Annotated in this window: 17 protein-coding genes; 7 read left to right on the forward strand and 10 right to left on the reverse strand. The window is 72.8% G+C overall.

The genetic code is table 11. From position 1 onward, the window contains the following. Nucleotides 1-52: 52 nt before the first annotated feature. Complete coding sequence (locus WME73_RS34950) at nucleotides 53-877, reverse strand: OmpA family protein (protein ID WP_437912356.1); 825 nt, start codon at nucleotides 875-877, stop codon at nucleotides 53-55. Between the two features lie 359 nt (nucleotides 878-1236). Between WME73_RS34950 and WME73_RS34955 the strand changes: the two genes are divergently transcribed. Both WME73_RS34955 and WME73_RS34960 read left to right on the forward strand, forming a co-directional pair. Next, nucleotides 1237-2253 (forward strand): isocitrate/isopropylmalate dehydrogenase family protein, encoded by a 1017-nt coding sequence (locus WME73_RS34955; protein WP_437740690.1) that lies wholly within the window; start codon nucleotides 1237-1239, stop codon nucleotides 2251-2253. Between the two features lie 25 nt (nucleotides 2254-2278). Continuing rightward, on the forward strand, nucleotides 2279-3115 hold the full coding sequence (locus tag WME73_RS34960) for a hypothetical protein (RefSeq protein ID WP_437740691.1): 837 nt from the start codon (nucleotides 2279-2281) through the stop codon (nucleotides 3113-3115). Between the two features lie 22 nt (nucleotides 3116-3137). On the opposite strand, the gene WME73_RS34965 is transcribed toward WME73_RS34960, so the two are convergent. The 6 genes from WME73_RS34965 to WME73_RS34990 form a co-directional block, all read right to left on the reverse strand. Continuing rightward, the gene (locus WME73_RS34965) at nucleotides 3138-3848 is read right to left on the reverse strand and encodes a hypothetical protein (RefSeq protein WP_437740692.1); all 711 of its coding nucleotides are present in this window, start codon (nucleotides 3846-3848) and stop codon (nucleotides 3138-3140) included. After that, nucleotides 3845-4603 carry a Smr/MutS family protein gene (locus WME73_RS34970; RefSeq protein WP_437912357.1) on the reverse strand — a complete coding sequence of 253 codons (759 nt, stop codon included), beginning with the start codon at nucleotides 4601-4603 and terminating at the stop codon, nucleotides 3845-3847. Before WME73_RS34970 ends, WME73_RS34965 begins: the two co-directional genes overlap by 4 nt. Further along, complete coding sequence (locus WME73_RS34975) at nucleotides 4596-4973, reverse strand: hypothetical protein (RefSeq protein ID WP_437912358.1); 378 nt, start codon at nucleotides 4971-4973, stop codon at nucleotides 4596-4598. The genes WME73_RS34970 and WME73_RS34975 overlap by 8 nt, the downstream gene beginning before the upstream one ends. 920 nt (nucleotides 4974-5893) lie before the next feature. Continuing rightward, nucleotides 5894-7102 carry a serine hydrolase domain-containing protein gene (locus WME73_RS34980; protein ID WP_437912359.1) on the reverse strand — a complete coding sequence of 403 codons (1209 nt, stop codon included), beginning with the start codon at nucleotides 7100-7102 and terminating at the stop codon, nucleotides 5894-5896. A gap of 175 nt (nucleotides 7103-7277) precedes the next feature. Further along, complete coding sequence (locus WME73_RS34985; protein WP_437740696.1) at nucleotides 7278-7850, reverse strand: NUDIX hydrolase; 573 nt, start codon at nucleotides 7848-7850, stop codon at nucleotides 7278-7280. A gap of 12 nt (nucleotides 7851-7862) precedes the next feature. After that, complete coding sequence (locus tag WME73_RS34990; RefSeq protein ID WP_437912360.1) at nucleotides 7863-9278, reverse strand: DUF882 domain-containing protein; 1416 nt, start codon at nucleotides 9276-9278, stop codon at nucleotides 7863-7865. Nucleotides 9279-10073: 795 nt separating this feature from the next. On the opposite strand from WME73_RS34990, the gene WME73_RS34995 reads away from it, so the two are divergent. The 4 genes from WME73_RS34995 to WME73_RS35010 all read left to right on the forward strand — a co-directional run bounded on the left by WME73_RS34995 (nucleotide 10074) and on the right by WME73_RS35010 (nucleotide 12745). Continuing rightward, nucleotides 10074-10757, forward strand: a complete 684-nt coding sequence (locus WME73_RS34995) for a hypothetical protein (RefSeq protein WP_437740698.1) — start codon at nucleotides 10074-10076, stop codon at nucleotides 10755-10757. Next, nucleotides 10754-11227 carry a hypothetical protein gene (locus WME73_RS35000; RefSeq protein WP_437740699.1) on the forward strand — a complete coding sequence of 158 codons (474 nt, stop codon included), beginning with the start codon at nucleotides 10754-10756 and terminating at the stop codon, nucleotides 11225-11227. Before WME73_RS34995 ends, WME73_RS35000 begins: the two co-directional genes overlap by 4 nt. Before the next feature lie 2 nt (nucleotides 11228-11229). Then, on the forward strand, nucleotides 11230-11682 hold the full coding sequence (dtd, locus tag WME73_RS35005) for a D-aminoacyl-tRNA deacylase (protein ID WP_012239060.1): 453 nt from the start codon (nucleotides 11230-11232) through the stop codon (nucleotides 11680-11682). A 70-nt stretch (nucleotides 11683-11752) separates the two neighbouring features. Next, nucleotides 11753-12745 carry a ketopantoate reductase family protein gene (locus WME73_RS35010; RefSeq protein WP_437912361.1) on the forward strand — a complete coding sequence of 331 codons (993 nt, stop codon included), beginning with the start codon at nucleotides 11753-11755 and terminating at the stop codon, nucleotides 12743-12745. Between the two features lie 52 nt (nucleotides 12746-12797). Here WME73_RS35010 and pdxA read toward each other — a convergent pair whose 3' ends face one another. The 3 genes from pdxA to WME73_RS35025 all read right to left on the reverse strand — a co-directional run bounded on the left by pdxA (nucleotide 12798) and on the right by WME73_RS35025 (nucleotide 16392). Continuing rightward, nucleotides 12798-13901, reverse strand: coding sequence for a 4-hydroxythreonine-4-phosphate dehydrogenase PdxA (gene pdxA, locus WME73_RS35015; RefSeq protein WP_437740701.1), 1104 nt, complete (start codon nucleotides 13899-13901; stop codon nucleotides 12798-12800). Then, nucleotides 13898-14743: a winged helix-turn-helix domain-containing protein gene (locus WME73_RS35020; protein WP_437912362.1), complete on the reverse strand. Its 846-nt coding sequence runs from the start codon at nucleotides 14741-14743 to the stop codon at nucleotides 13898-13900. Before WME73_RS35020 ends, pdxA begins: the two co-directional genes overlap by 4 nt. Nucleotides 14744-14946: 203 nt before the next feature. Further along, entirely contained in the window at nucleotides 14947-16392 is a 1446-nt protein-coding gene (locus WME73_RS35025; RefSeq protein ID WP_437740703.1) for a TldD/PmbA family protein, read from the reverse strand. Nucleotides 16393-17039: 647 nt separating this feature from the next. On the opposite strand from WME73_RS35025, the gene WME73_RS35030 reads away from it, so the two are divergent. Then, nucleotides 17040-19799: a tetratricopeptide repeat protein gene (locus tag WME73_RS35030; protein ID WP_437912363.1), complete on the forward strand. Its 2760-nt coding sequence runs from the start codon at nucleotides 17040-17042 to the stop codon at nucleotides 19797-19799. The last annotated feature ends 82 nt before the right edge of the window (nucleotides 19800-19881 follow it).

The following is a 19881-nucleotide window of genomic DNA, read 5'->3' on the forward strand; positions in this document are numbered from 1 at the left end:
CGACCCTCGAAGAGCGCGCCGCGGACGGCGGCGCGCGCCGCGAGGTCGGGGGTTACTGCGTGATCGCCCGGAGATCGAGCATCTCTTCGACGCTCGGGACCACGATGAGGTCGCAGCGGCGGTTCTTCTGCCGGCCCTCGTCGGTGTCGTTGGTCGCGACCGGATCGGTGTCCGCGAAGCCCGCCGCGCTCCAGTTCGCGACGGGGAGCGCGCCCCCGCCGCCCTTGACGTCGGCCGGGCTGACGAGGAACACGAGCACCTCGCGGGCGCGCATCAGCGACAGGCCCCAGTTGTCGCGGAACTGGCCGCCCGCGAGCGGCTTGTTGTCCGTGTGGCCGGCGACCTGGTAGTCGCGCTGGAGCAGCGACTTGTCGTTCTTGACGACCGTCGCCACCTTGAGGAGGATCTCCTTGCCCTCCTTCTTCAGCGACTCGCGCCCGGAGTCGAAGAGGACGTCGCCCGGCAGCGAGATGACCATCCGGTTGTTCCGGATGTTCACCGCCAGGCCGAGCTTCGTGAGCTCGTCCAGCTTCTTCTTGAGCGTCTCGAACCGCGCCTTGATCGCCTCCAGCTGGCGGGCGCGGGCCTTGAACTCCGCGAGCGCCTTCTCGCGCTCCTCCAGCGTCGAGCTCAGCTGCGACACCTGCGTGCTCGTCGCCTGGAGGTTCTCGTTCAGCTTGCCGATGTCGACGCCGGCCGCCTCGAGCTGCTTCGTCAGCTCCGCGACCCTCGCCTGGGCCGCCTCGAGCTCCTGCTGCGTCTGGGCGAGGCGGCCCTCCGTGGTCTGGTGCTGGCTCTGAAGGCGGTTGTACTTGTCGAGCTGGGCCTTCCACTCCTCCTCGGAGTAGCCGCACCCCAGCGAGGACGACGCGATCACGGCAGGCAGGAAGGCCGCGAAAGCGGTTCTGCGGCCTTTCAAGACACGAGGGTGCATGAGCACGCTCCTTCACTCTAGTTGGTGAACATGAGCTGGGGCCGAACGCTCGGCCCTCGCCCGGTTCCAGGTGACAGCGGCCTGTCAGGCCGTGCGGAGGCGTACCCTACCGAGGTCGCGCGCGATTGTAAAAGGCCGTATCGAGCCGCCCGACCCGCCGCCTCGCGCGGCTCTCTCCGTCGCCGCACCCCGTCACCGCGTCCGCCGGGCGCGGCGCGCTGACGCGGCGCGTGTATGCGCCATCGCAACACAGGTGCGCTTGTCCATTGTTCCCGCCTGCGCACCTGCTAATGGGACGGCCCATGGCCTATCGCATCACGCTGATCCCGGGCGACGGCATCGGCCCGGAGGTGGTGACGGCGACTCAGGATGTGGTCTCCGCCGCCGGCGTCGCCGTCGACTGGGAGATCCACCACGCGGGCATCGAGGTCGCGAAGCTGACGGGCTCGCCGCTCCCCCTCCCCGTGCTCGACGCCGTGCGGAAGAACCGGATCGCCCTGAAAGGCCCGGTGACGACGCCGATCGGGGGCGGGTTCCGCTCGGTCAACGTCACGCTCCGGCAGACGCTCGACCTCTACGCGAACGTGCGGCCGATCCGCAGCCTGCCCGGCGTCGAGCCGCGGTTCGACGTCGACATGGTCATCGTGCGCGAGAACACCGAGGGGCTCTACGCCGGGCTCGAGCTCATGATCCTGCCCGGCGTGGCCCAGAGCATCAAGCTCACGACCGAGCGGGGCTCGACGCGCATCGCGGAGTTCGCGTTCCGGTACGCGAAGAAGCACGGCCGGAGCAAGGTGACGATCGTCCACAAGGCGAACATCATGAAGATCTCCGACGGCCTCGCGCTCGACTGCGCGCGGCGGGTGGCCGTGGGGCACCCCGAGATCCAGCTCGGCGAGATGATCGTCGACGCGGCGGCCATGACGATGGTCCGCGATCCGAACCGGCTCGGCGTGATCGTGACGGAGAACCTCTACGGCGACATCCTCTCGGACCTCGGGGCCGGCCTGGTCGGCGGGCTCGGGATCGTGCCCGGCGCGAACATCGGCGACGACGCGGCGGTCTTCGAGGCGGTGCACGGGTCGGCGCCGGACATCGCGGGCAAGGGCTACGCGAACCCGACGGCGCTCGTGCAGAGCGCCGTGATGATGCTGCGGCACCTCGGCGAGCACGACGCGGGCGATCGGATCGAGCGGGCGCTGACGACGCTCTACCGGGCCGGCGAGGTGCGCACGCGCGACCTCGGCGGCGCCGCGAGCACGAGCGACTTCACCCGGGCGCTCTGCGCCGAGATCGAAAGGCCTCGCGCGGAGGCCTAGCGGAGGGCATCCTGATCCCGCAGACGTGGGATCCGCCTTCACGTGGCTGCTCGAGTGGTGCGCCGAGCTCGTCGGCGCGACGGACGGGGCTGCCGGCGCCGCGGGCGACGACGCGAGGCGCCGGCGGCGGCTGCGGCTCTTCCTCGCGCTCTCGTCGCTCGTCGCGGCGAGCTGCTTCCTCAGCGAGATCTGGGGCGTGAAGGGCCTGCTCCCGGCCGCCCTGTTCTTCGCGCTCGCGGTGAAGGCGACGCGCGCCGTCCTCGACGCGCGCGCGTCCCTGTGGCGCGCCGCCGCGCTCGACCTCGAGGACCCGGCGCAGCGCCCGCGCGCCGGCGCGGATCCGTGGTTCTCGCCCCCGACGGCGAGGGTCCTGCGCGCGCTGGCCGCCGTGATCGACGCCGCGCGCCGGGAGCGCTACGCGGCCGCGCTGGAGCGGCTCCCGTCGGTCGATCGGGCCGCGCTCCGGCCCGACGAGGCGCGGCTGCTCGAAGCGGCCCGCGCGCTGCTCTCGCTGGGCCTCGGCGACCCGGCGCGCGCGGCGCAGCAGGCGATCGTCGCGCTGCCCACGGGGATCGACGCCATCGACGCGCGGCTCGGCCGCGTGGTGATCGCCGACGCGTGGAAGAGCCCCGCGCGGCTCGAGGCGATCGATCGCGCGTGGCGGCAGGAGCTCCAGGGCGGCGTGGCGTCCGAGGCGCTCGAGCGCCTCCTGTCGCTGTCGCGGCTGCGCCTCGCGCCGCACGCGGTGGAGGCGCTCCAGCCCGTCGAGGCGCGCGCGCTGTCGGCCGAGGCCTGGTCGATCGGCGAGGAGGAGCTCGCCGCGGCGCTCGAGTCCCGCGCGCGGAGCGGCGTCTACCGCTGAACCGGCGGCTCACCGCGGCGGCTCACGGCGGCGGCTCGCGCGGCACGGCGGGCGCGATCTCGCGCAGCAGGCGGAGGCCGCCGAGCGAGATCTCGACCACCGCGGCGAGCCGCTCCGCTACGAGCTGCTCCGCCGAGGGCCCCGCGGCGCGCGTCTCCGCGATGAAGGCGAAGCAGCGCCGGCCGGAGCCGCCGAAGGCGACCGCGAAGCCGTCGATCGGCGCTCCCGGCGGGGTGTCGGCGACGCCGATCGCCACGACCGTGTCGAACCCCTCCGGCACGTCGATCCGGCGCTCGGCGGCGGTGAGGCCCTCGCCGGGGCGCGGCAGGTCGCGCCAGAGCCGCGCGCGCGCCTCGCACGCCGCGCGGCTCGCGCGGCCGTCCTCGCGCCAGGTGCGCACGAGCAGCGACGTCGACGACGCGGCGTGGGTCGCGACGAGCCAGGGGCCCTCGCCGTCCTCGACGTGGAAGCCGCGCGCGTCGGGCAGGGGGAGCCGGAGATCGAAGCGATCCGAGCTGTATTCGCCGAGCTCGCCGTCGCCGAGCGTCGACGCCGCCTGCGCGGGCGTCGCGGGCCTCGGCGGCTCGGGCGGCGCGGCCGGGGCCGGCGCGCACGCGGGTACCAGGGCGAGCAGCGCGGCGGCCGGCGCGAGGGCGCGGCGCGGCGCGCGCGCCTTCGGCTGCGGCCCGTGCCGCGGCGCTCCTTCGGGCTCGGCGCGCGGCTCCGGCCTCATCGCGTGAGCAGCACGAGCAACGCGCCTGCGCCGCCCTCCGCGTCCGGGGCCGTCGCGAAGGCGGCGACGTGGCGGGCGACGCGGCCGTTGCTCAGCCAGGCGGCGATCTCGCCGCGGAGCACGGCGTGGCCGCCGGGCGAGTGGTTGCCCTTGCCGTGGACGATGGCGACGACGCGGTCGCCGTCGCGCTGGCGCTTGCACACGAACGCCTCGACGGCCTCGCGCGCCGCCTCGAGCCTCAGGCCGTGCAGATCGAGGGTGCCGTCGACGGCGTAGCGGGCGCGGCGGAGCCGCCTGAGCTCGCGCGGATCGACGTCGAGGCGCCGGCCCTCGATGCGCTCGCTGTCGTCCGTGATCTCGAACTTGATCCCCTCGATGACGAGCGAACGCATGCGCGAGCGCGCGTCCTCGTCCGGATCGAACGCGATCGTCGGGAGCGCGGCCCGCTCGACGCGGCTGGCGGTGACCGGGATCCGGGTCGCGCGATCCTCGAGCACGCGGACGCCGGCCATGTAGATGGCGAAGGTCTCGGGGTCGACGGGCCGCGGCGCCGGCTCGGCGCCTGCCCGCGGCGCCGCGCCTGCGCCCGGGGGCGCGGGCGATCTCGTCTTGGGCTTCGCCTCGGTCGAGGCCCCCGTCGCCTTGGGCTTCGCCTCGGTCGAGGCCGCCGTCGCCTTGGGCTTCGCCTCGGGCGCCGGCTTGGCCTTGTTCAGCTGCCGGAGCGTGGAGAACGGTTGATAGAACGCCTCATTCACCTTGCGCGCCGCCGCCTTCGCGGCTCGCTCCGGGCTGGCCGTCGTTCTCGTGTCTCTCTCGCGCTTCGCGCCCTTCGCCATCCCCCAGAACATCGCTCGCGAGGCCACGGAGTGCAAACCGGACGGCTTCGATGCCGGCGAGCTGCCCGTCCTCGAAGTGCCAGTCGGGGTCGTCGAGGCCGGGGAAGTCGTGCGGGTTGCGGATGTCCTCGGCCGTGAGCGTGGGGATGAGGCGCCGCGCGAGGTCGATGACCTTGGCCCTCTGCGCTCCCTCCATGTCGGCGAGCAGCGCGAAGATGCGATGGAAGAGCTCGGCGGGCGAGGGGGCGGCGGGCGGGGCGCCTGGGCGGCCCGCGTCGTGAGAGCGCATCGGGCGCAGCATACGCCATCGGGCCGGGCGCGCCGCGCGCCCCCGTCGCGGCGCGTCCGGCCGCGCGCGCGGGGCTCAGCCGCCTCCCGCGCGTGGCAGCCCGGGCTGCGGCGAGGGGGAGCGGGGCCTCCGCCGGCACCCCGAACGGCTCGTCAGGCGCGCAGGCGAGGGCGCGCCGTGACCGACGCCCCGCCCTACGGTTTCCACGCCGCGCGGCGCGAGGAACGGGGACCCACCCGCCCCCGGCGCCGCTCCTGGATCGAGGTCAGCGAGGCTCTCCGAGGCGCATGATCGGCCCGGGGCGGTCCTCTGCCGGCGTTGCCTCGGATCGCCCGGGGTCATGGGGCTGCCCGTATGGATGGAAGTCTCCGTACGGCCTGAAGGGTCTGACCGGCCGGAAGTGCCCATACGGCCTGAAGGGTCTGACCGGCCGGAAGTGCCCATACGGCCTGTGCGGCCAGAATGGCCTGAACGGCCGGAAATGCCCATGATATGGGGCATCATCCGGGGGAATCCTGGCGCCGGGGAAGTCCGAGCTCGTTGTCTCCTCGACGAGCACGAGATCTTGGATGGGCGTCGTGCTCCCCGCAGCAGCCATCTGCGCGGTGCCGAGCGCCATTCCGGACAGCGCCAGGGCCCCGAGCGCTTTGACCAGCTTCATCACGGAATCCTTTCACGATGCGAGCGTCTTGCCGGGCGTCATCCCGTGCGGGCTGCGTCCCTGGCGATGCAAGCGTGAGGCCCGTTCGCGGCGGACCGCTGGCGTCGCGAACGGCGGCGCGGGTTCCTGATAACCGTGGATCGGCGCCGCGCGCGCGCCTCGCACGCCGCGGGGCGTCTCGTGTGCGCGCGGTGGACAGCGACCGGCACCGGCCTGCGCGCGTGCGCGTCGATATCGACGCGACGGTCCCCTTCCCGGCTCAGGGCGTGATCAGGACACTCGACAGATCATCGACGATCCTGCCGACATCGCCGCCGTCGAGATTGACGAGCACGGTGATAGAAGCATCCTTGTCGACCGCGTAATAAGACGACGACGTGAAGCCCCAGATACCGCCGTCGTGACCGACCTGGACGCCGAGCGGAGATTCCCGGCGCGACAGCCCGAGGCCGTACCCGGTGACCTCGCCGAGGGGCGCGTCGACCCACGCGGTCATCTCTTCGAGCTCGGCGGGGCCGAGCAGCGTGCCATCGAGCACCTTGCGGTAGAAGCGCGTGAGGTCGCCCGTGGTCGAGACCAGCGCGCCCGCCGCGCCGGCCGCGGACGCGTCGATCGCGGAGGTCATCTCGACGAGCTCCCCTCGGCTCCGCCCGTAACCGTGCACGAGGCCGGGCAGGGCCTCCTCGGCGCCGTCGAGGTAGGTGTGCGCGAGCCCCGCCGGCTCGAGGACGCGGGCGCGGAGCAGCTCGCCGATGGGCTCTCCCGAGGCCGCTTCGACGATCAGGCCGGCGATAATGTAGTTCGTGTTGGAGTAGGCGAAGCCGCGCCCTGGTTCGAAATACGGCGGCTTCGACGCCGCGAGCTCGATGAGCTCCGCGGGTGTCCACGTGCGCGTCGGATCGTCGAAGGCCGCGGTCCAGAACTCGTCGAGCGCCGTGTAGTCGAAGACGCCGCTCGTGTGGTTCAGGATCTGTCGCACGGAGATCTGCTCTCCGCGGGGGATACCGCCGACGTACGCCGAGACGGCGTCGTCGAGCGACAGCCGGCCTTCCGCGCGGAGCGTCAGCGCCAGCGTGGAGACGAAGGTCTTCGTGATGCTCCCCGCGCGGAAGAGATCTCCGGGCTGGATGGCCACGTCGGCCTCGGTGTCCGCGACCCCCGCGGCGCCGAGCCAGCTGCACCCGCCGAGATGCACGGCGGCGGCCGCGCCGGGGAGCCGCTGCGCATCCACGGCCGCGTCGAGCGCTGCCTGAAGCTCGGCCGAGAGCTCGTCGCAGCTGGCGCCCGGCGCAGGGTCTGGGCCCCCGGGTCCGGGGGCAGCGCTCCCGACTCCGACGCTCCCATGGCCATCGTCGTCCGTGGTGGCCACCATGTCGCGCGGAGCGGGCGAGGAGCTCGTGCACCCCGCGAGCAGGGCAACGCCAATACAAGAAGAGAAGAAAGCGGTCGGCCGAAGGACACGGCTCATCAATCGGGTCTCCATGGCCTCCCCGTGAGGTCCATTGCTGCGCTCCGCCGCGCCGCTCCCGATCTCCAGGGGCGGCCCGCGAAGGACGGGCATCAAGACGCGACGGGTCCGACCGTGTCAACCGGCCCGCAAAGATGCCGGTGCTCTCGCTCACGCAGGACGTCGATAACGCAGCTTATGGCGTGAGTCGGCAGACAGGTTGTTCCCACGAATCACGCGCGACGGCGAGCGCCCGCAGCAAGGTGATCACGGCGATCGAGTGGCTGATCCGGCCGTCCTGCATCGCCGCCCTCACGTCATCTGCGCTCATCACGACCGCTTCCGTGCTCTCGTGCTCGTCACCCTCGGGCTCGCCGACCCGCCGCGCGCCGCGCCCCAGGTAGAGGAAGCAGCGGTTCGCCTGGAGCGCAGGATTCGGGTGCACCCACCCGAGCGTCTCGAGCGACTCCACAGCATACCCCGTCTCCTCCAGGAGCTCGCGCGGCGCAGCGGCCGCCGGCTCTTCCCCTGGATCGACGAGGCCGCCAGCCGTCTCGATGGTCACCGCGTCGACCCCGTGCCGGTACTGCCGCACCAGGACGAACTGACCTTCATCCGTGATCGCGGCCACCGAGATCCAGTCGGCGAGCTCCAGCGTGAAGGCGGGATAAGACGCGCCCGCGGCCATGACTTCATGGCGATGGATCGCGAGCGGACCGAACGTACCGGCGAGCGCCGAGGCGTGCCGGCGAGGAATCGTGATACCCATCCCGCCTCACTACTACGGCGTGCCTCTCGCCGCCTTCTCCGGCACCGCTCCTGTCTTCTCCGTCACCGCTCCCGCCTTCGCCTGCGTCGTGCTCGCCGTCTCCGACGCTCCCGCCTTCGCCTGCGTCGTGCTCGCCGTCTCCGGCGCTCCCGCCTTCGCCTGCGTCGTGCTCGCCGTCTCCGGCGCCGCGCTCGCCGTCTCCGGCGCCGCGCTCGCCTTGTCCGGCGCAGGGCCCGCCATCTTCTCCGGCGCCGTGCTCGCAGACCTGTCGCGGCGCTCCCGCCGGAGCACCTCCTCCGCGTCCTCGCCGGGCATCCGCTCGGTCGCCCCTCGCTCTTCGTCCTGTGGCGGCGGCCACGCGGTCACATAGCGGGGTGCCTCGCCGGGTCCGGACGCATCGATCCACGAGACGCTCCCCGTCCCTGGCGCGCGCACGTCGACGTGCACGAACGAGCTGTTCGGATAATACCCGCAGCCCGTGTCGGCGAGCGCGCGGCAGGCGGCGGCGAGCTCGTCGTTCCGCACCCCGGCGATGCGCAGATCGAGCGCCCGCCCCGTCTGGTGCAGGCTGCCCTGGCTCTGCGGCCGGTACCCGCTCACGAGCGACACGAGCCGGCCCGGGTACCGCCGCGCCAGCGCGTCGATGCGGGAGAGCAGCCCGGGCTCGAGCAGCCGTACGCCGGGCGCGATCTCCTCTCCCTGCACCCAGCTCGCCCTGCTCCCGGCGGCTCGCGGCGCATCGCCGGCGCGCCGCCCCTTGCGGCCCGACGCTTCCGGCCTCCGCGAGGGCGCGCCCTCGTCGGACAGGATGGGCCGCGGCGTGCCCCACGGGCGCGCAAGCAAGGAGAGGGCGCGCCGGGCCTCCTCGCGCGGCTTCCCCTTGCAGTCGACCAGCTCGAGGCGCTCGGGCTCCAGCCCGCTGCGATCCATCGACAGCACCGGTCCGTGGCACGGCTTCGGAGGCGCCTCCCGCTCCACCCCCTTCTTCGCCCCGCGCCGCTTGCTCTCGGCCGTGCGCGCCGCCCGCCGCTTCTCCTTCTTCCTCTCGCCGCCCGCCTTCTTCTTGGCGACCACCTTTTTCCCGCCGCCCGCCTTCGCCGAGCCGCCCGCGTTTTCCTCCGCGTCTGCAGCCGCGTGCGGCGCCTCCCTGCGGGTACGGGCCCTCCCCCTCCGGTCCCCCGCCGCGCTCGACTTCTCGTCACCAGTCGCCGCCGAGGCGCTCTTCGCGCGGCGATCGGGCGGGCTCTCCCGCGTCTTCGTTCGCGGAGCTTGCTCCGCGCCTGCGGGGCTCGCCGGCGCGCGGTCCCGACGGGCCTGTTCGCTCTCCTCTTCCCCCGATTCCCCGGACCTCTCGGCAGCGGCGTGCGCCCTGGGCAGCGGCTCCGCGAAGACGGGCCCCGCCAGGATCGCCGGCACCGCGATGCTCACCAGCACCGAGAGCGCGGCCGCGCGAGCACGCCTCAGGCGCGCACGCGGCTCCCCCCTGCGCACAGCTCCCCCTGCGTCCCGCGGCGCCGCGCCTTCACTGCTCACGGATCGAAGGCTCATCATGGAAAGCTCCAGTCGGGTCGGGTGCGAGTGCCATCCGCCAAGGAGCGGATCTCCCAGACGCGGCGTCGCCGCCCGTCCGCAGGATGTGGGATTGGGAAGGGCAGTCAGCGGTCCGCTTCTTGAATCGACCTGGGACGAGACCGGCAACCTCGAAACAGCGTCTCCGAGACGCCCCTCGCGGAAGCTCGCAAGCTCGGAAGGCAACCTCGGAAGGGAGACTCGGAAGGCAAGCTCAGAAGGGACCGAACCCTGAGGACAGGAATGGCATGAAGTGCGGAGGGCAGCCCAATTTTCTGCGGCGCTGACCAAAGGCTGTGGTAGGAACCCAGCTGCCTCGCGACTGCGGTCGGGTCGTGAGCGCGGCTCCGGGGTGCATGGGGGCAGAGCCCCTCGTCACGCGGTCCGCGGTCGGGTATCGCCCGGCGCACCACGCACTGCGGCGTGGCCCTACCTTCACGATCAACGCAGCCAGCGTGATCAGCGCGGAGATAGGCGTCGCGTCCCTTGCGCAACATCGTCCGGGCCATCGCGGATCGCGGGGGAAGCGCCCGGCCCAACACGCACCAGCCTCATTCACCACAACATCGATGCAAGCGGGGCGCCACACGCGGGATGCGGAAGCCGAACCCGGTGGCGCGTCCATGATCGCTCCGAGGTCACCAGGGGCACGACATGCGGCGAATTCGTAGAGACGCAACCAAGGTCTGGCACAATCCCGAGCTCCACACGGCCTATGGCCGTGGTCAGCCGAACAGCGCGGGGCTGCCGCGTCCGACGCAGACCGGTGAGGACCGGCGGGCAGCCAAGCAACACCGCGCCGCGCTCGAGGCGCTGTTCTCTCCGCGCAAGGAGCCGGAGGCAGAGGACAGCAAGGGCGGGCGCGTCAAGTCCGGACGCGACGCCGCGTCCAAGGCGCCGGGGCGCATCGTCCTCGCGCCGCCTCCGCAGAGCGACCCGAAGGCCGTCGAGCGCCAGCGGCTCCTGTCGAAGCTGCTCTGCGCGTCGGGCCGGCCCAACATCTCCAAGGCCGCGAACGAGTTCCTCCGCGCCGGCCACGCCTTCCCCGCGGAGCAGGACGTGTACCTGCAGCTGCTCGAGCACAGCGACGAGCAGCGCATCCAGGAGGCGATCGACGAGCTCGCGGGCATCCTCGTCGGCGAGCTGCCGAAGCGTCGCGCCGTGCTCGAGTCGCGGCTCCGCCGCATCGAGGAGTTCGCGGAGGAGCCCGCGACGCGCGAGGCCGCCGAGCGGCTGCGCCGCCAGGTGAGCGGCAGGCCCGAGGCCCCGGCCGCGGACGGCGCGGCCCGGGGCGGCGCGGGCGGGGGCGTCTCCGAAGCGAGCGGCGAGGCGGAATGACGCGCGCGGAATTCGAGGCCGAGCTCCGCAAGCTGATCCAGACGTTCGAGACGGGCACCGGCAACGAGCGGTGCGTCGCGTGCGTCTCGTGCGAGCGCTGCGTCGACTGCACGTTCTGCCGCAACTCGAAGGCGCTGCAGCGGTGCCACTACTGCGTCGACACCCAGCGCTCCTCGGACAGCACGCACTGCCGCGGCTGCCGCGATCTCATCGCGTGCAGCCACTGCGTCGCGTCCGAGCGGTGCACGCAGTCGTCGTACCTCGTGCGCTCGGTCGACTGCACCGGCTGCACCTACTGCTTCGGCTGCGTGGGCCTCGTGCGGAAGGACTTCCACATCCTCAACCAGCCTTACGATCGCAGCACCTACTTCAAGCTCACGGCCAAGCTGATGCGCGAGCTCGGGCTGAGCGCGGGCACCGGGGCGGAGCCCGCCGCCGCGCCGAGTCGGAGCGCGGCCGCGCAGCGCTAGCGATGCGCGCGGTCGTTCAACGCGCGCTCGGCGCGCGCGTCGAGGTCGGAGGCCAGGTGGTCGGCGCGATCGAGCGCGGCCTCGTGGCCTTCGTCGGCGCCGCGAAGGACGATGACGACGCCGACGCCGACCACGTCGCGAGCAAGATCGCGGGCCTCCGCGTGTTCAGCGACGACGCCGGCAAGATGTCGCGGGCGCTCGCGGACGTGCGCGGCGGCGGCGTGCTCGCGATCAGCCAGTTCACGCTCTTCGGGGACGTCCGGCGCGGCCTGAGGCCGAGCTTCGACGGCGCCATGGAGCCCGTGCGCGCCGAGGCGCTGTACGATCGCTTCGTCGCCGCCTTGCGGGCCCGCGGCCTCACGGTGGCCACGGGCCGCTTCCGCGCCGACATGCGCGTGTTCGTCGAGAACGACGGCCCGGTCACCATCCTCATCGATTCGAAGCGGACGTTCTGAGGGATCTGCCGGGATCGGCGGCGACGGCCACCCCCTTTTCCCCGAGCGCCGCGCAGGCTACGGGGGAGCCATGCGGGTCACCATCGTGGGCGCGGGGGCGCTCGGGCGGATCTACGGCGTGCGCCTCGCCACCCAGGGAGACGACGTCACGTTCGTGGTCCGGCCCGAGCGCGCCGGCGACGTACGGCCGTTCGTGGTCGAGCAGGTGAACGGCGCCGATCGACGCGACACGCTCGATCGCCCGCGCCTCGCGGCCGAGATCCCGGCCGACGCGGACATCGTCCTGATCACCGTGCGCTTCGATCAGCTCGTCCCGCGCGCTGACCTCGGCGGCGCCGCGCAGCGCGCGGCCGGCGGCAGGTCGGTGGCGGATCTGCTCCGCGGCGGCCCGGCCGCGCCCGCCGTGGTGCTCACGCCGCTCCTGCCCAGGGAGCGCGCCGACCTCGAGGAGGCCGCCCAGCGCCGCATCACCCCCGCGATGCCGGGCGTCTCGGGCTACCTCGACGAGCGCGGCGTGGTCCGCGCCTGGATCACCGAGCTCGCGCCCACGCTCATCGACGAAGAGGGAGGCGCCCCCGCGGAGCGACCGCCGCTCGAGGAGCTCGCGCGCCGCCTCACGAGCGCCGGTGTCCCGGCGCGGCTCGAGCCCGACGTGGGCGCTCAGAACGTGGCCACCACGACCGCGTTCTTCCCGCTGATCGCCGCCATCGACGCGGGCGGCGGGGCGAGCGCCCTCCTCGAGAACGACGGCGTGCTCCGCACCGTGCTCGAGGCCACCAGGGAGTCCGTGGCGCTCGCGGACCGGCTGGGCAAGGTGGCCCCGTGGACGAAGCTCCTCCTCCGGTTCATCGGGCCGCTCACGCTCAAGCCGGGCGTCGCGCTCGTGCGCCTGCTGGCCCCGGAGTTCTTGCGGTTCCTCGACGTGCATTTCGGCCCCAAGCTCCACGCGCAGCACCTCGCGATGGGCGCCACCGTCCTCGAGATGGGCCGAGAGCGCGGCGTGAGCATGCCGGCGCTCGAGCGGCTGCTCGCGCACCTCGGCGGCCGTCCACGGGCGCGCTGAGCCGCGGCCTCCTGCGCGCGTCGGCGTGCCGCGGCGTCGGCGTGTCGCGGCGTCAGCGAGCGCGCGCGGCCGCGAGCTGCGCCGCGAGCACGATCGCCTCGCGCATGCCGCGCGGGTCGGCGCGCCCCGTTCCCGCGAGATCGTACGCGGTGCCGTGGTCGACGCTCGTGCGCACGATCGGCAGGCCGAGCGTGACGTTCACGGCCTCGCCGAAGCCCAGGAGCTTGCTCGGGATCGTCGCCTGGTCGTGGTACATGGCGACGACCCCGTCGAGCGCGCCGCGCGCCGCGAGGCGGAACGCCGTCTCCGCGCCGACGGGCCCGGTCAGCTCCGCCGCCGGGCCCGAGCGCGAAAGCCGCCGCGCCGCGAGGCGGATCCCCGGCGTGATGCGCACCTGCTCTTCGTCGCCGAGGAGCCCGCCTTCGCCTGCGTGCGGGTTGAGCGCGGCGACGGCCACGCGCGGCCTCTCGCGGCCGAGATCGCCGAGCAGCCGCGCGAGCCACACCGCGGCGCGCGCCACCTCGCGCGGGCTCACCGCGTCCGGCACCTCGCGCAGCGGCACGTGGGTCGTCACGAGGGCGGTCACGAGCTTGCCCGAGGCGAAGGCCATCGTGACCTCGCGCGCGCGGAGCCGCCGGCCCAGGTGCTCGGTGTGCCCGAGGAAGTCCGCGGACCCCGGCGCGCCGCTCGTGGCGATCGCGTGCTTCGACGCGGGCCCCGTGACCAGCGCCGCAGCGACGCCTTCGCGGACCAGATCCGTCGCCGCGTCGATCCAAGCGAGCTGCGCCGCGCCGTCCTCGGCCTCGGGCCGACCGAACGCGCTCGGCCGCGAGAGCCGCGCGCTGCCCGCCCAGAGCCCGATCGAGCCGGGCGCGAGCTCCTCGATCGCGGCGCGCCCATCGACGACGACGAGCCGGCGGGCCGCGACCCGGACGAGCTTCGCTGCCCGCCGGATGATCGCCTCATCGCCGACGAGCACGCAGCGCGCGCCCTCGACGGACGCCGCACCGGCCACGGCTACCTCGGGGCCCACCCCGCTGGGGCACCCGACGCTGATCGCGATGATCGGCGGCCCGGCGGGGCGCGAGCGACCGCCGCCGCGCGCCGCACCGGCGGCGGTCGTTCGCGCGCCGCCGCGGCGAACCGGCGACGTCATCGGGTGATGCGCCGCTCGCGCCCGGGCGGCGTGGCGTCGTTGGCCGAGGACGCCGATCGCCCCTTGGCTTGCGCGACCTCCTCGTCGTCGCCGTCCTCGTCCTCGTCGCCCTCGTCGTCGCTGTCCTCGTCCTCGTCCTCGTCCTCGTCGCGCAGCTCTCCGCGCTCGTCGCCCTGGGCCTCCTCGCCGGCCCCGCTCCGCTGGAGCGCCCTGCTCGCATCGCCGCCCTCGGGACCACCGGCGCCGGGGATCGGCGACTCGAGGCGGTACCCGGCCCCGCGCAGCGTGACGAGCGGCAGCGCCGCGCCGAGCTTCGCCCGGAGACGCCTCACGTGGATGTCGACGGTCCGCGCGCCGCCCTCGTACTGGCTGCCCCAGACACGGCGAAGAAGCTCTGTCCGCGACACAACTTTTCCGCGGCGCTCGCACACGTACGAGAGCAGCGCGAACTCCTTCGCGGTGAGCGGCACGTGCATGCCGCCGACCGAGACGTCGTGGGCCGCGCGATCGATGACGATCGCGCCCACCTTCACCCGCTCCTCGGTCGCGAACTCGCTGCGGCGCCACTCGACGAGGCGCACGCGCGCGTAGAGCTCGGCGGGCACGTACGGCACGAGCAGGAAGTCGTCGAAGCCGCTGGACGGCTCGATCCGCGCGATCTGCGCCACGCTCACGGCGACCAGCGCGCCGACCTCCTCGAGGCGCGGCTCGCGGCGCAGCGCGCGCAGCGCCGCGGCGGCCAGGTCCGGCCTGTCGAGCGCCTCGACGACGATCGCCCGCGCCTTGCTCTCGTCGTCGTGGAAGAGCCGCGGTGGATCATCCCAGAGATCCAGGGTTCGCACGTCAGCGCCCAGCGAGCGCAAGACCGATGCGGCACCCTCGTCGCGCTCCAGATCCGGTCCGTGTCCAACGATGGCTATGAACGAGCGACGCGCCATGAACGCCCCGTATACGGGTGTCACGACGGGCCGGCAAGACGCACCGCGCTAAACCCACCAATACCGCTGCGAGGCTTACCTTCCGCCTGGCGTTCCAGCCTTGGAAATCAGCCGATCCGCGTTCCGCCGACCGTGATGAGATCGATCTTGATTGTGGGGCACCCAACACCTACGGGGACGCTCTGTCCGTCCTTGCCGCACGTCCAGATGCCGTCGGAGACGGCGACGTCGTGGCCGAGCATGGTGACGCGCCGGAGCACCTCGGGGCCGTTGCCGATCAGGTTCACGCCCTTGAGGGGCGCGGTCAGCTTGCCGTCCTCGATGAGGTAGCTCTCGGTCAGAGAGAACACGAAATCGCCGTTCGAGATGTCGACCTGGCCGCCGCCGAACTTCTTCGCGAAAACGCCTCGCTTCACGGACCTCACGATCTCCTCGGGATCATGCGGGCCCGCGAGCAGGATGGTGTTCGTCATCCTGGGCATCGGCGCGGCGGCGAAGCTCTCGCGCCGCCCGTTGCCGGTCGGCGTGAGCCCGAAGTGCCGGGCCGAGAGCCGGTCGTGCATGTACCCGACGAGCTTGCCGTTCTCGATGAGCGTGCTGCGCTCGGGCTCGTGGCCCTCGTCGTCCACGTTGATCGTGCCGCGCGACTGGAGGAGCGTGGCGTCGTCCACCACCGTGCAGAGCGAGCTCGCGACGTCCTTGCCGATCTGTCCCGCGTAGTTGCTGGTCCCCTTGCGGTTGAAGTCCGCCTCGAGCCCGTGCCCCACCGCCTCGTGGAGCAGGATGCCGCTGTCGCCCGGGGCGAGCACGACGTTCATCTCGCCGGCGGGCGCGTCGCGGGCGTCGAGCATCGCCACCGCCTGCCGCGCGGCCTCCTCGGCGTGCCACTCCGGCGACTTGCCCTCGAAGTAGGCCGTCGTCATGCGCCCGCCGCCGCCGCTCGAGCCTTCCTGGCGCTTTCCGCCGCGCTCGGCGAGCGCGCGCACGCCGAAGCGGATGAGCGGCTGGACGTCGTGCGCCATCCGCCCGTCGCTCGTGGCCACGAGGACCTCGCGCACCTCCTCGACGAAGCTCGCCTCCGCCTTGACGATGCTGGGATTGTAGGCGAGCGCCGCGGCGCTCGCGCGCTCGAGCAGCGCGCGCTTCGCGAGCCCGGGGGCGTCGAGCGAGATGCTGGGCAGCTCGTAGCGGGTCGGCAGCTCGCGGCGCCTGAGCTCGATCTTCTCCTTGCCGCCCGAGCCCGTCGCGATCTGCGCCGCCGTCTCGGCCGCGCGCCGCATCGCCTCCCAGGTGAGGTCCTCCGTGTACGCGTACCCGGTCGCGTCTCCTCGCTGGACGCGGACGCCGACCCCCATCGACACCCCACGCGAGGCCGCCTTGAGGATCCCTTCGTCGAAGGTGAACCCGCCTCCGGCGCGGTACTCGAAGAAGAGGTCAGCGTAATCACCTCCCTTGGACAGGGCGACCGAGAGGAGCCGCTCGCAAAGCGCGGCGTCGACGGCATTTTCCTCTCCAGGAGCGAACGGGGCACGGTAGGCCTGGCTGCGCGACATGGTGCCCAACTCTAGGTCCATTCGCCTGGACGGTCGAGAAACGGCGGCGCTCCGGTGCGCCCTCCCGGCGACGCCCGCGCTCGGCCCCGGCGGCGGCCGAGCTCGCGACCTACCCCCCTGCCCTCTCATCCGGCGCGGCGCGCATACATCGCCCGCGCGGCACGGGCACGCCGCGACCCCGCGCCCCCGGCGATCGCCGGGTCGCGCGACCTCCAGCGAGGCGGCCGCGGGTCGCGGAAGATCGCACGAAATGTGCAACAAGGCCGCTCGACTGCTAGGCTTAACGCTGTCTTCGCGGGAATGGCGGCGCTCGCCACCTTCCCCGCGATCTTCGCGAATCCCCGGCCGTTCAGCGCGTTCCTACAGGGTAGGGCGCGCTCTTCGACGCGCCTCGACCGGACCGCCCAGCGTCCGACCGGGGCGGGGGCTCGCGGCCACCGCGCCAGGCGGTCGCCGCGTTGCCGGACAGAGGCCCCCGGGGGCCGCACACTGCAAACAAGCACCTTCGCGGTAGCTTCCGGAACTTCCGGTGCCGCGCGCTTGTACGTGGTGGCGGGATTGGCTAGGTGTTTTTTAGGCGAGGTGAGGGATGCCGACGAGGCGCCCGAGCAGCGCCTTGCTGCCCTCAGCAGGAGATTTCCATCGCCGTGGCGGTCGATCGCGACAAGGTACTCCAGACCGCGCAGAAGCTGGTCGAGCGGAAGCGCTTCGACAAGGCCATCGCCGAGTACCAGAAGCTGGTCGCAGACGATCCGAAGGACGTCCGCACGCTGCTCAAGATCGGCGACCTCTACCTGAAGACGGAGGAGTACGTCGAGGCGATCACCACCTACGAGCGCGTCGGCCAGTTCTACTCCCTCCAGGGCTTCGCGCTCAAGGCGATCGCCGTTTACAAGCAGATCCGCGAGATCATCCACAAGCACGTCCCGCAGTACGAGGATCGCTTCGGCCACATCGTCCCGCGCCTCGCGGAGATCTACACGCAGCTCGGGCTCACGAGCGACGCGCTCGCCGCCTACGACGAGGTCGCGACGCGCCTGCTCCGCGCGGGGCGCGACCGCGACGCGATCGACATCTTCAAGCGGGTCGTCGACCTCGACCCGAACAACCCCCTCGCCTATCTCCGCCTCGCGGAGGCGCTGATCCGGGTCCGCGACTACGACGCCGCGATCCAGCGCTTCGGGACGGCGGCCGAGCTCCTGCTCAAGCTCGGGCGGCGCGACGACGCGCTGAAGGTGGTCGAGCGCCTCCTGCAGCACCGCCCGGACGCCCGATTCGCCCGCATGGCCGCCGAGATCTACCTCGACCGCGGCGACCAGAGCGACGCGATGTCGGCCCTGACCAAGCTCCAGATCGCGTTCAAGGAGAACCCGCGAGACCTGGAGACGCTCGCGCTCCTCGCCCGGGCCTTCGACTTGCTCGGGCAGCCGGCCAAGGCGATCGAGGTGCAGAAGGAGTCGGCGCGCATCGCCAAGGAGGCCGGGCGGGTCGATCAGTTCACCGCGCTCGTCTCGGCCCTGATCACGCGCGCCCCGAACGACGAGGGAGTGCGCCAGCTCGCCTCCCAGATCGCGCCCTCGTCGAGGAACACGCGCGCGTCGATCGACGTCGAGCTCGAGGAGGAGGAGGACGAGGAGGCGGAGGAGCTCGACGTCGAGGACGACGAGCCCGCGTCCGCGGTGCCGATCCCGCTCCGCGCGTCGCAGCCCTCGACGTCGCCGATCGCGAGCCCGCGGCAGCTCGTCGCGCACGCCGAGAGCCTCCGGCGCGACCGGCAGTACGACAAGGCGGTCGCCCTCCTCAAGGGCGGCGTCGCCCGGCTTCCGGCCGCTCGAGAGCTGCGCGAGAAGCTCTGCGATGTCCTGATCGAGGCGGGCGACCAGGACGCCGCCGTCGAGCAGATGCTCGCGTTCGCGCAGCAGCTGGCCAGCGAGGACGCCGTCGACGACGCGGCGAGGCTCCTCGACGAGGTGCTGCTCCTCGATCCCGACAACGCCCAGGCCACGGAGATGCTCAACCTGCTCGGCTACGCCGTGCCGCAGGAGGAAGAGCTCGCGGAGGAAGACGCCGCCGGTCCGGAAGCCTCGCCGACGGCCGGCGAGAACGACGCGTATGCGTCCGAGGTGCCGAGCCAGGACCTCTACGACCCCGACGCGCCGCTGCCCGCGTACACCCTCGATGAAGACGGCGTCGTCGAGGCGCTCCCCCGGCGGCCCGAGCTCGTCACGCACCTCGACGATCCGTTCGCGAACGAGCCGCCGCTGCCGAGCTTCCCGATCGAGGACGTCGAAGAGGTCGAGGACGTCGAGGAGCTCGAGGCCATCGACGACGAGGAGGAGGAGACGGCGTCGGTCAACCCGAGCCGCGTGCCTGAGCACCCCCTCGCCGTCGCTGCGTCCCAGGCTCCGCCCCCGGCGTCCTCGATACCTCCCCCTCCCGTGCTCGCCGCGCCGCCGCCGGCCCTGTACAGCCCGGTGTCGGGCCGACCGGCGTCGGTCCGGCCGGTGTCGGGCCGCTCCGTGCCGCCGGGCTCCTTGCGGCGCGCGGACGCGCTCGACGAGGACGCGCTCGAGGAGGTCGAGTTCTTCGCGCAGCACGGGATGTTCGACGAGGCGCGGAACATCCTCGAGGAGCAGCTGGCGCGGCTGCCGAACCACCCGCTCCTGATGGAACGGCTGCGCGAGGTCACGGAGCTGGCCTCGGACGCGCGGGTGGTGCGGGCGGCGACCGACAACGAGAGCGGCACGCGGGCCGTCCCGCGCGGCAGCGAGCGGCCGGACGAGGATCGCGCGTTCGACATCGCCGAGTCGCTCAAGATGATCGACGAGCTCGAGGTCGTGCCGGGCTCGGTGACGGGCGTCCAGGACGATCCTCGGCAGATCAGCGTCGAGAGCGTCTTCGAGCAGTTCAAGGCGGGCGTCGCGGCGCAGATCTCCGAGTCCGACGCGTCGACGCACTACGATCTCGGCGTCGCCTACAAGGAGATGGGCCTCTACGCCGACGCCATCGGCGAGTTCGAGCTCGCCTCCCGCGACCCCGGGCGAGAGTGCGTCTGCCAATCGATGATCGGCGTCACCCACCTCCAGATGGGCGACATCGAGGCAGGCATCGACGCGCTCATCCGCGGGCTGCACGCCTCGCACAAGACGGTCGAGCAGGAGCTCGCGCTGACCTACGAGATCGCGAACGCCTACGAGATGCGCGGCGTCCCCGAGCAGGCGCTCTACTACTTCCAGCGCGTCGCCCGGATGAGCCCGAGCTACAGCGACCCGCGCGGCAGCGTGGCGGAGCGGCTGCGCCGCATCGACGTCCCGAAGCCGGCCGCGCGCGCCGTCGGCGCCGAGATGATCGCGGACGAGTTCGACGCCGCCTTCGACGATATGCTCCCGAGCGGCAAGCTGCCCTGAACACCGCTCGCGCGCGGTCGCGCGGGTGCGCCCTGGAACCGCCAGAAATTGGGCCACGGCGGGCGCTCTCCGGTACCGGACG

The sequence above is a fragment of the Sorangium sp. So ce302 genome (assembly GCF_051530145.1).
GTDB classification, from domain to species: domain Bacteria; phylum Myxococcota_A; class Polyangia; order Polyangiales; family Polyangiaceae; genus Sorangium; species Sorangium cellulosum_B.

Bases quoted from the DNA above. Each gene is read 5' to 3' on its own strand.
- WME73_RS34955 (WP_437740690.1), top strand. From the start codon at position 1,237: ATGGCCTATCGCATCACGCTGATCCCGGGCGACGGCATCGGCCCGGAG.
- WME73_RS34965 (WP_437740692.1), bottom strand. From the start codon at position 3,848: ATGAGGCCGGAGCCGCGCGCCGAGCCCGAAGGAGCGCCGCGGCACGGG.
- WME73_RS34975 (WP_437912358.1), bottom strand. From the start codon at position 4,973: ATGCGCTCTCACGACGCGGGCCGCCCAGGCGCCCCGCCCGCCGCCCCC.
- WME73_RS34980 (WP_437912359.1), bottom strand. From the start codon at position 7,102: ATGAGCCGTGTCCTTCGGCCGACCGCTTTCTTCTCTTCTTGTATTGGC.
- WME73_RS34985 (WP_437740696.1), bottom strand. From the start codon at position 7,850: ATGGGTATCACGATTCCTCGCCGGCACGCCTCGGCGCTCGCCGGTACG.
- WME73_RS34995 (WP_437740698.1), top strand. From the start codon at position 10,074: ATGCGGCGAATTCGTAGAGACGCAACCAAGGTCTGGCACAATCCCGAG.
- WME73_RS35000 (WP_437740699.1), top strand. From the start codon at position 10,754: ATGACGCGCGCGGAATTCGAGGCCGAGCTCCGCAAGCTGATCCAGACG.
- dtd (WP_012239060.1), top strand. From the start codon at position 11,230: ATGCGCGCGGTCGTTCAACGCGCGCTCGGCGCGCGCGTCGAGGTCGGA.
- WME73_RS35010 (WP_437912361.1), top strand. From the start codon at position 11,753: ATGCGGGTCACCATCGTGGGCGCGGGGGCGCTCGGGCGGATCTACGGC.
- pdxA (WP_437740701.1), bottom strand. From the start codon at position 13,901: ATGACGTCGCCGGTTCGCCGCGGCGGCGCGCGAACGACCGCCGCCGGT.
- WME73_RS35025 (WP_437740703.1), bottom strand. From the start codon at position 16,392: ATGTCGCGCAGCCAGGCCTACCGTGCCCCGTTCGCTCCTGGAGAGGAA.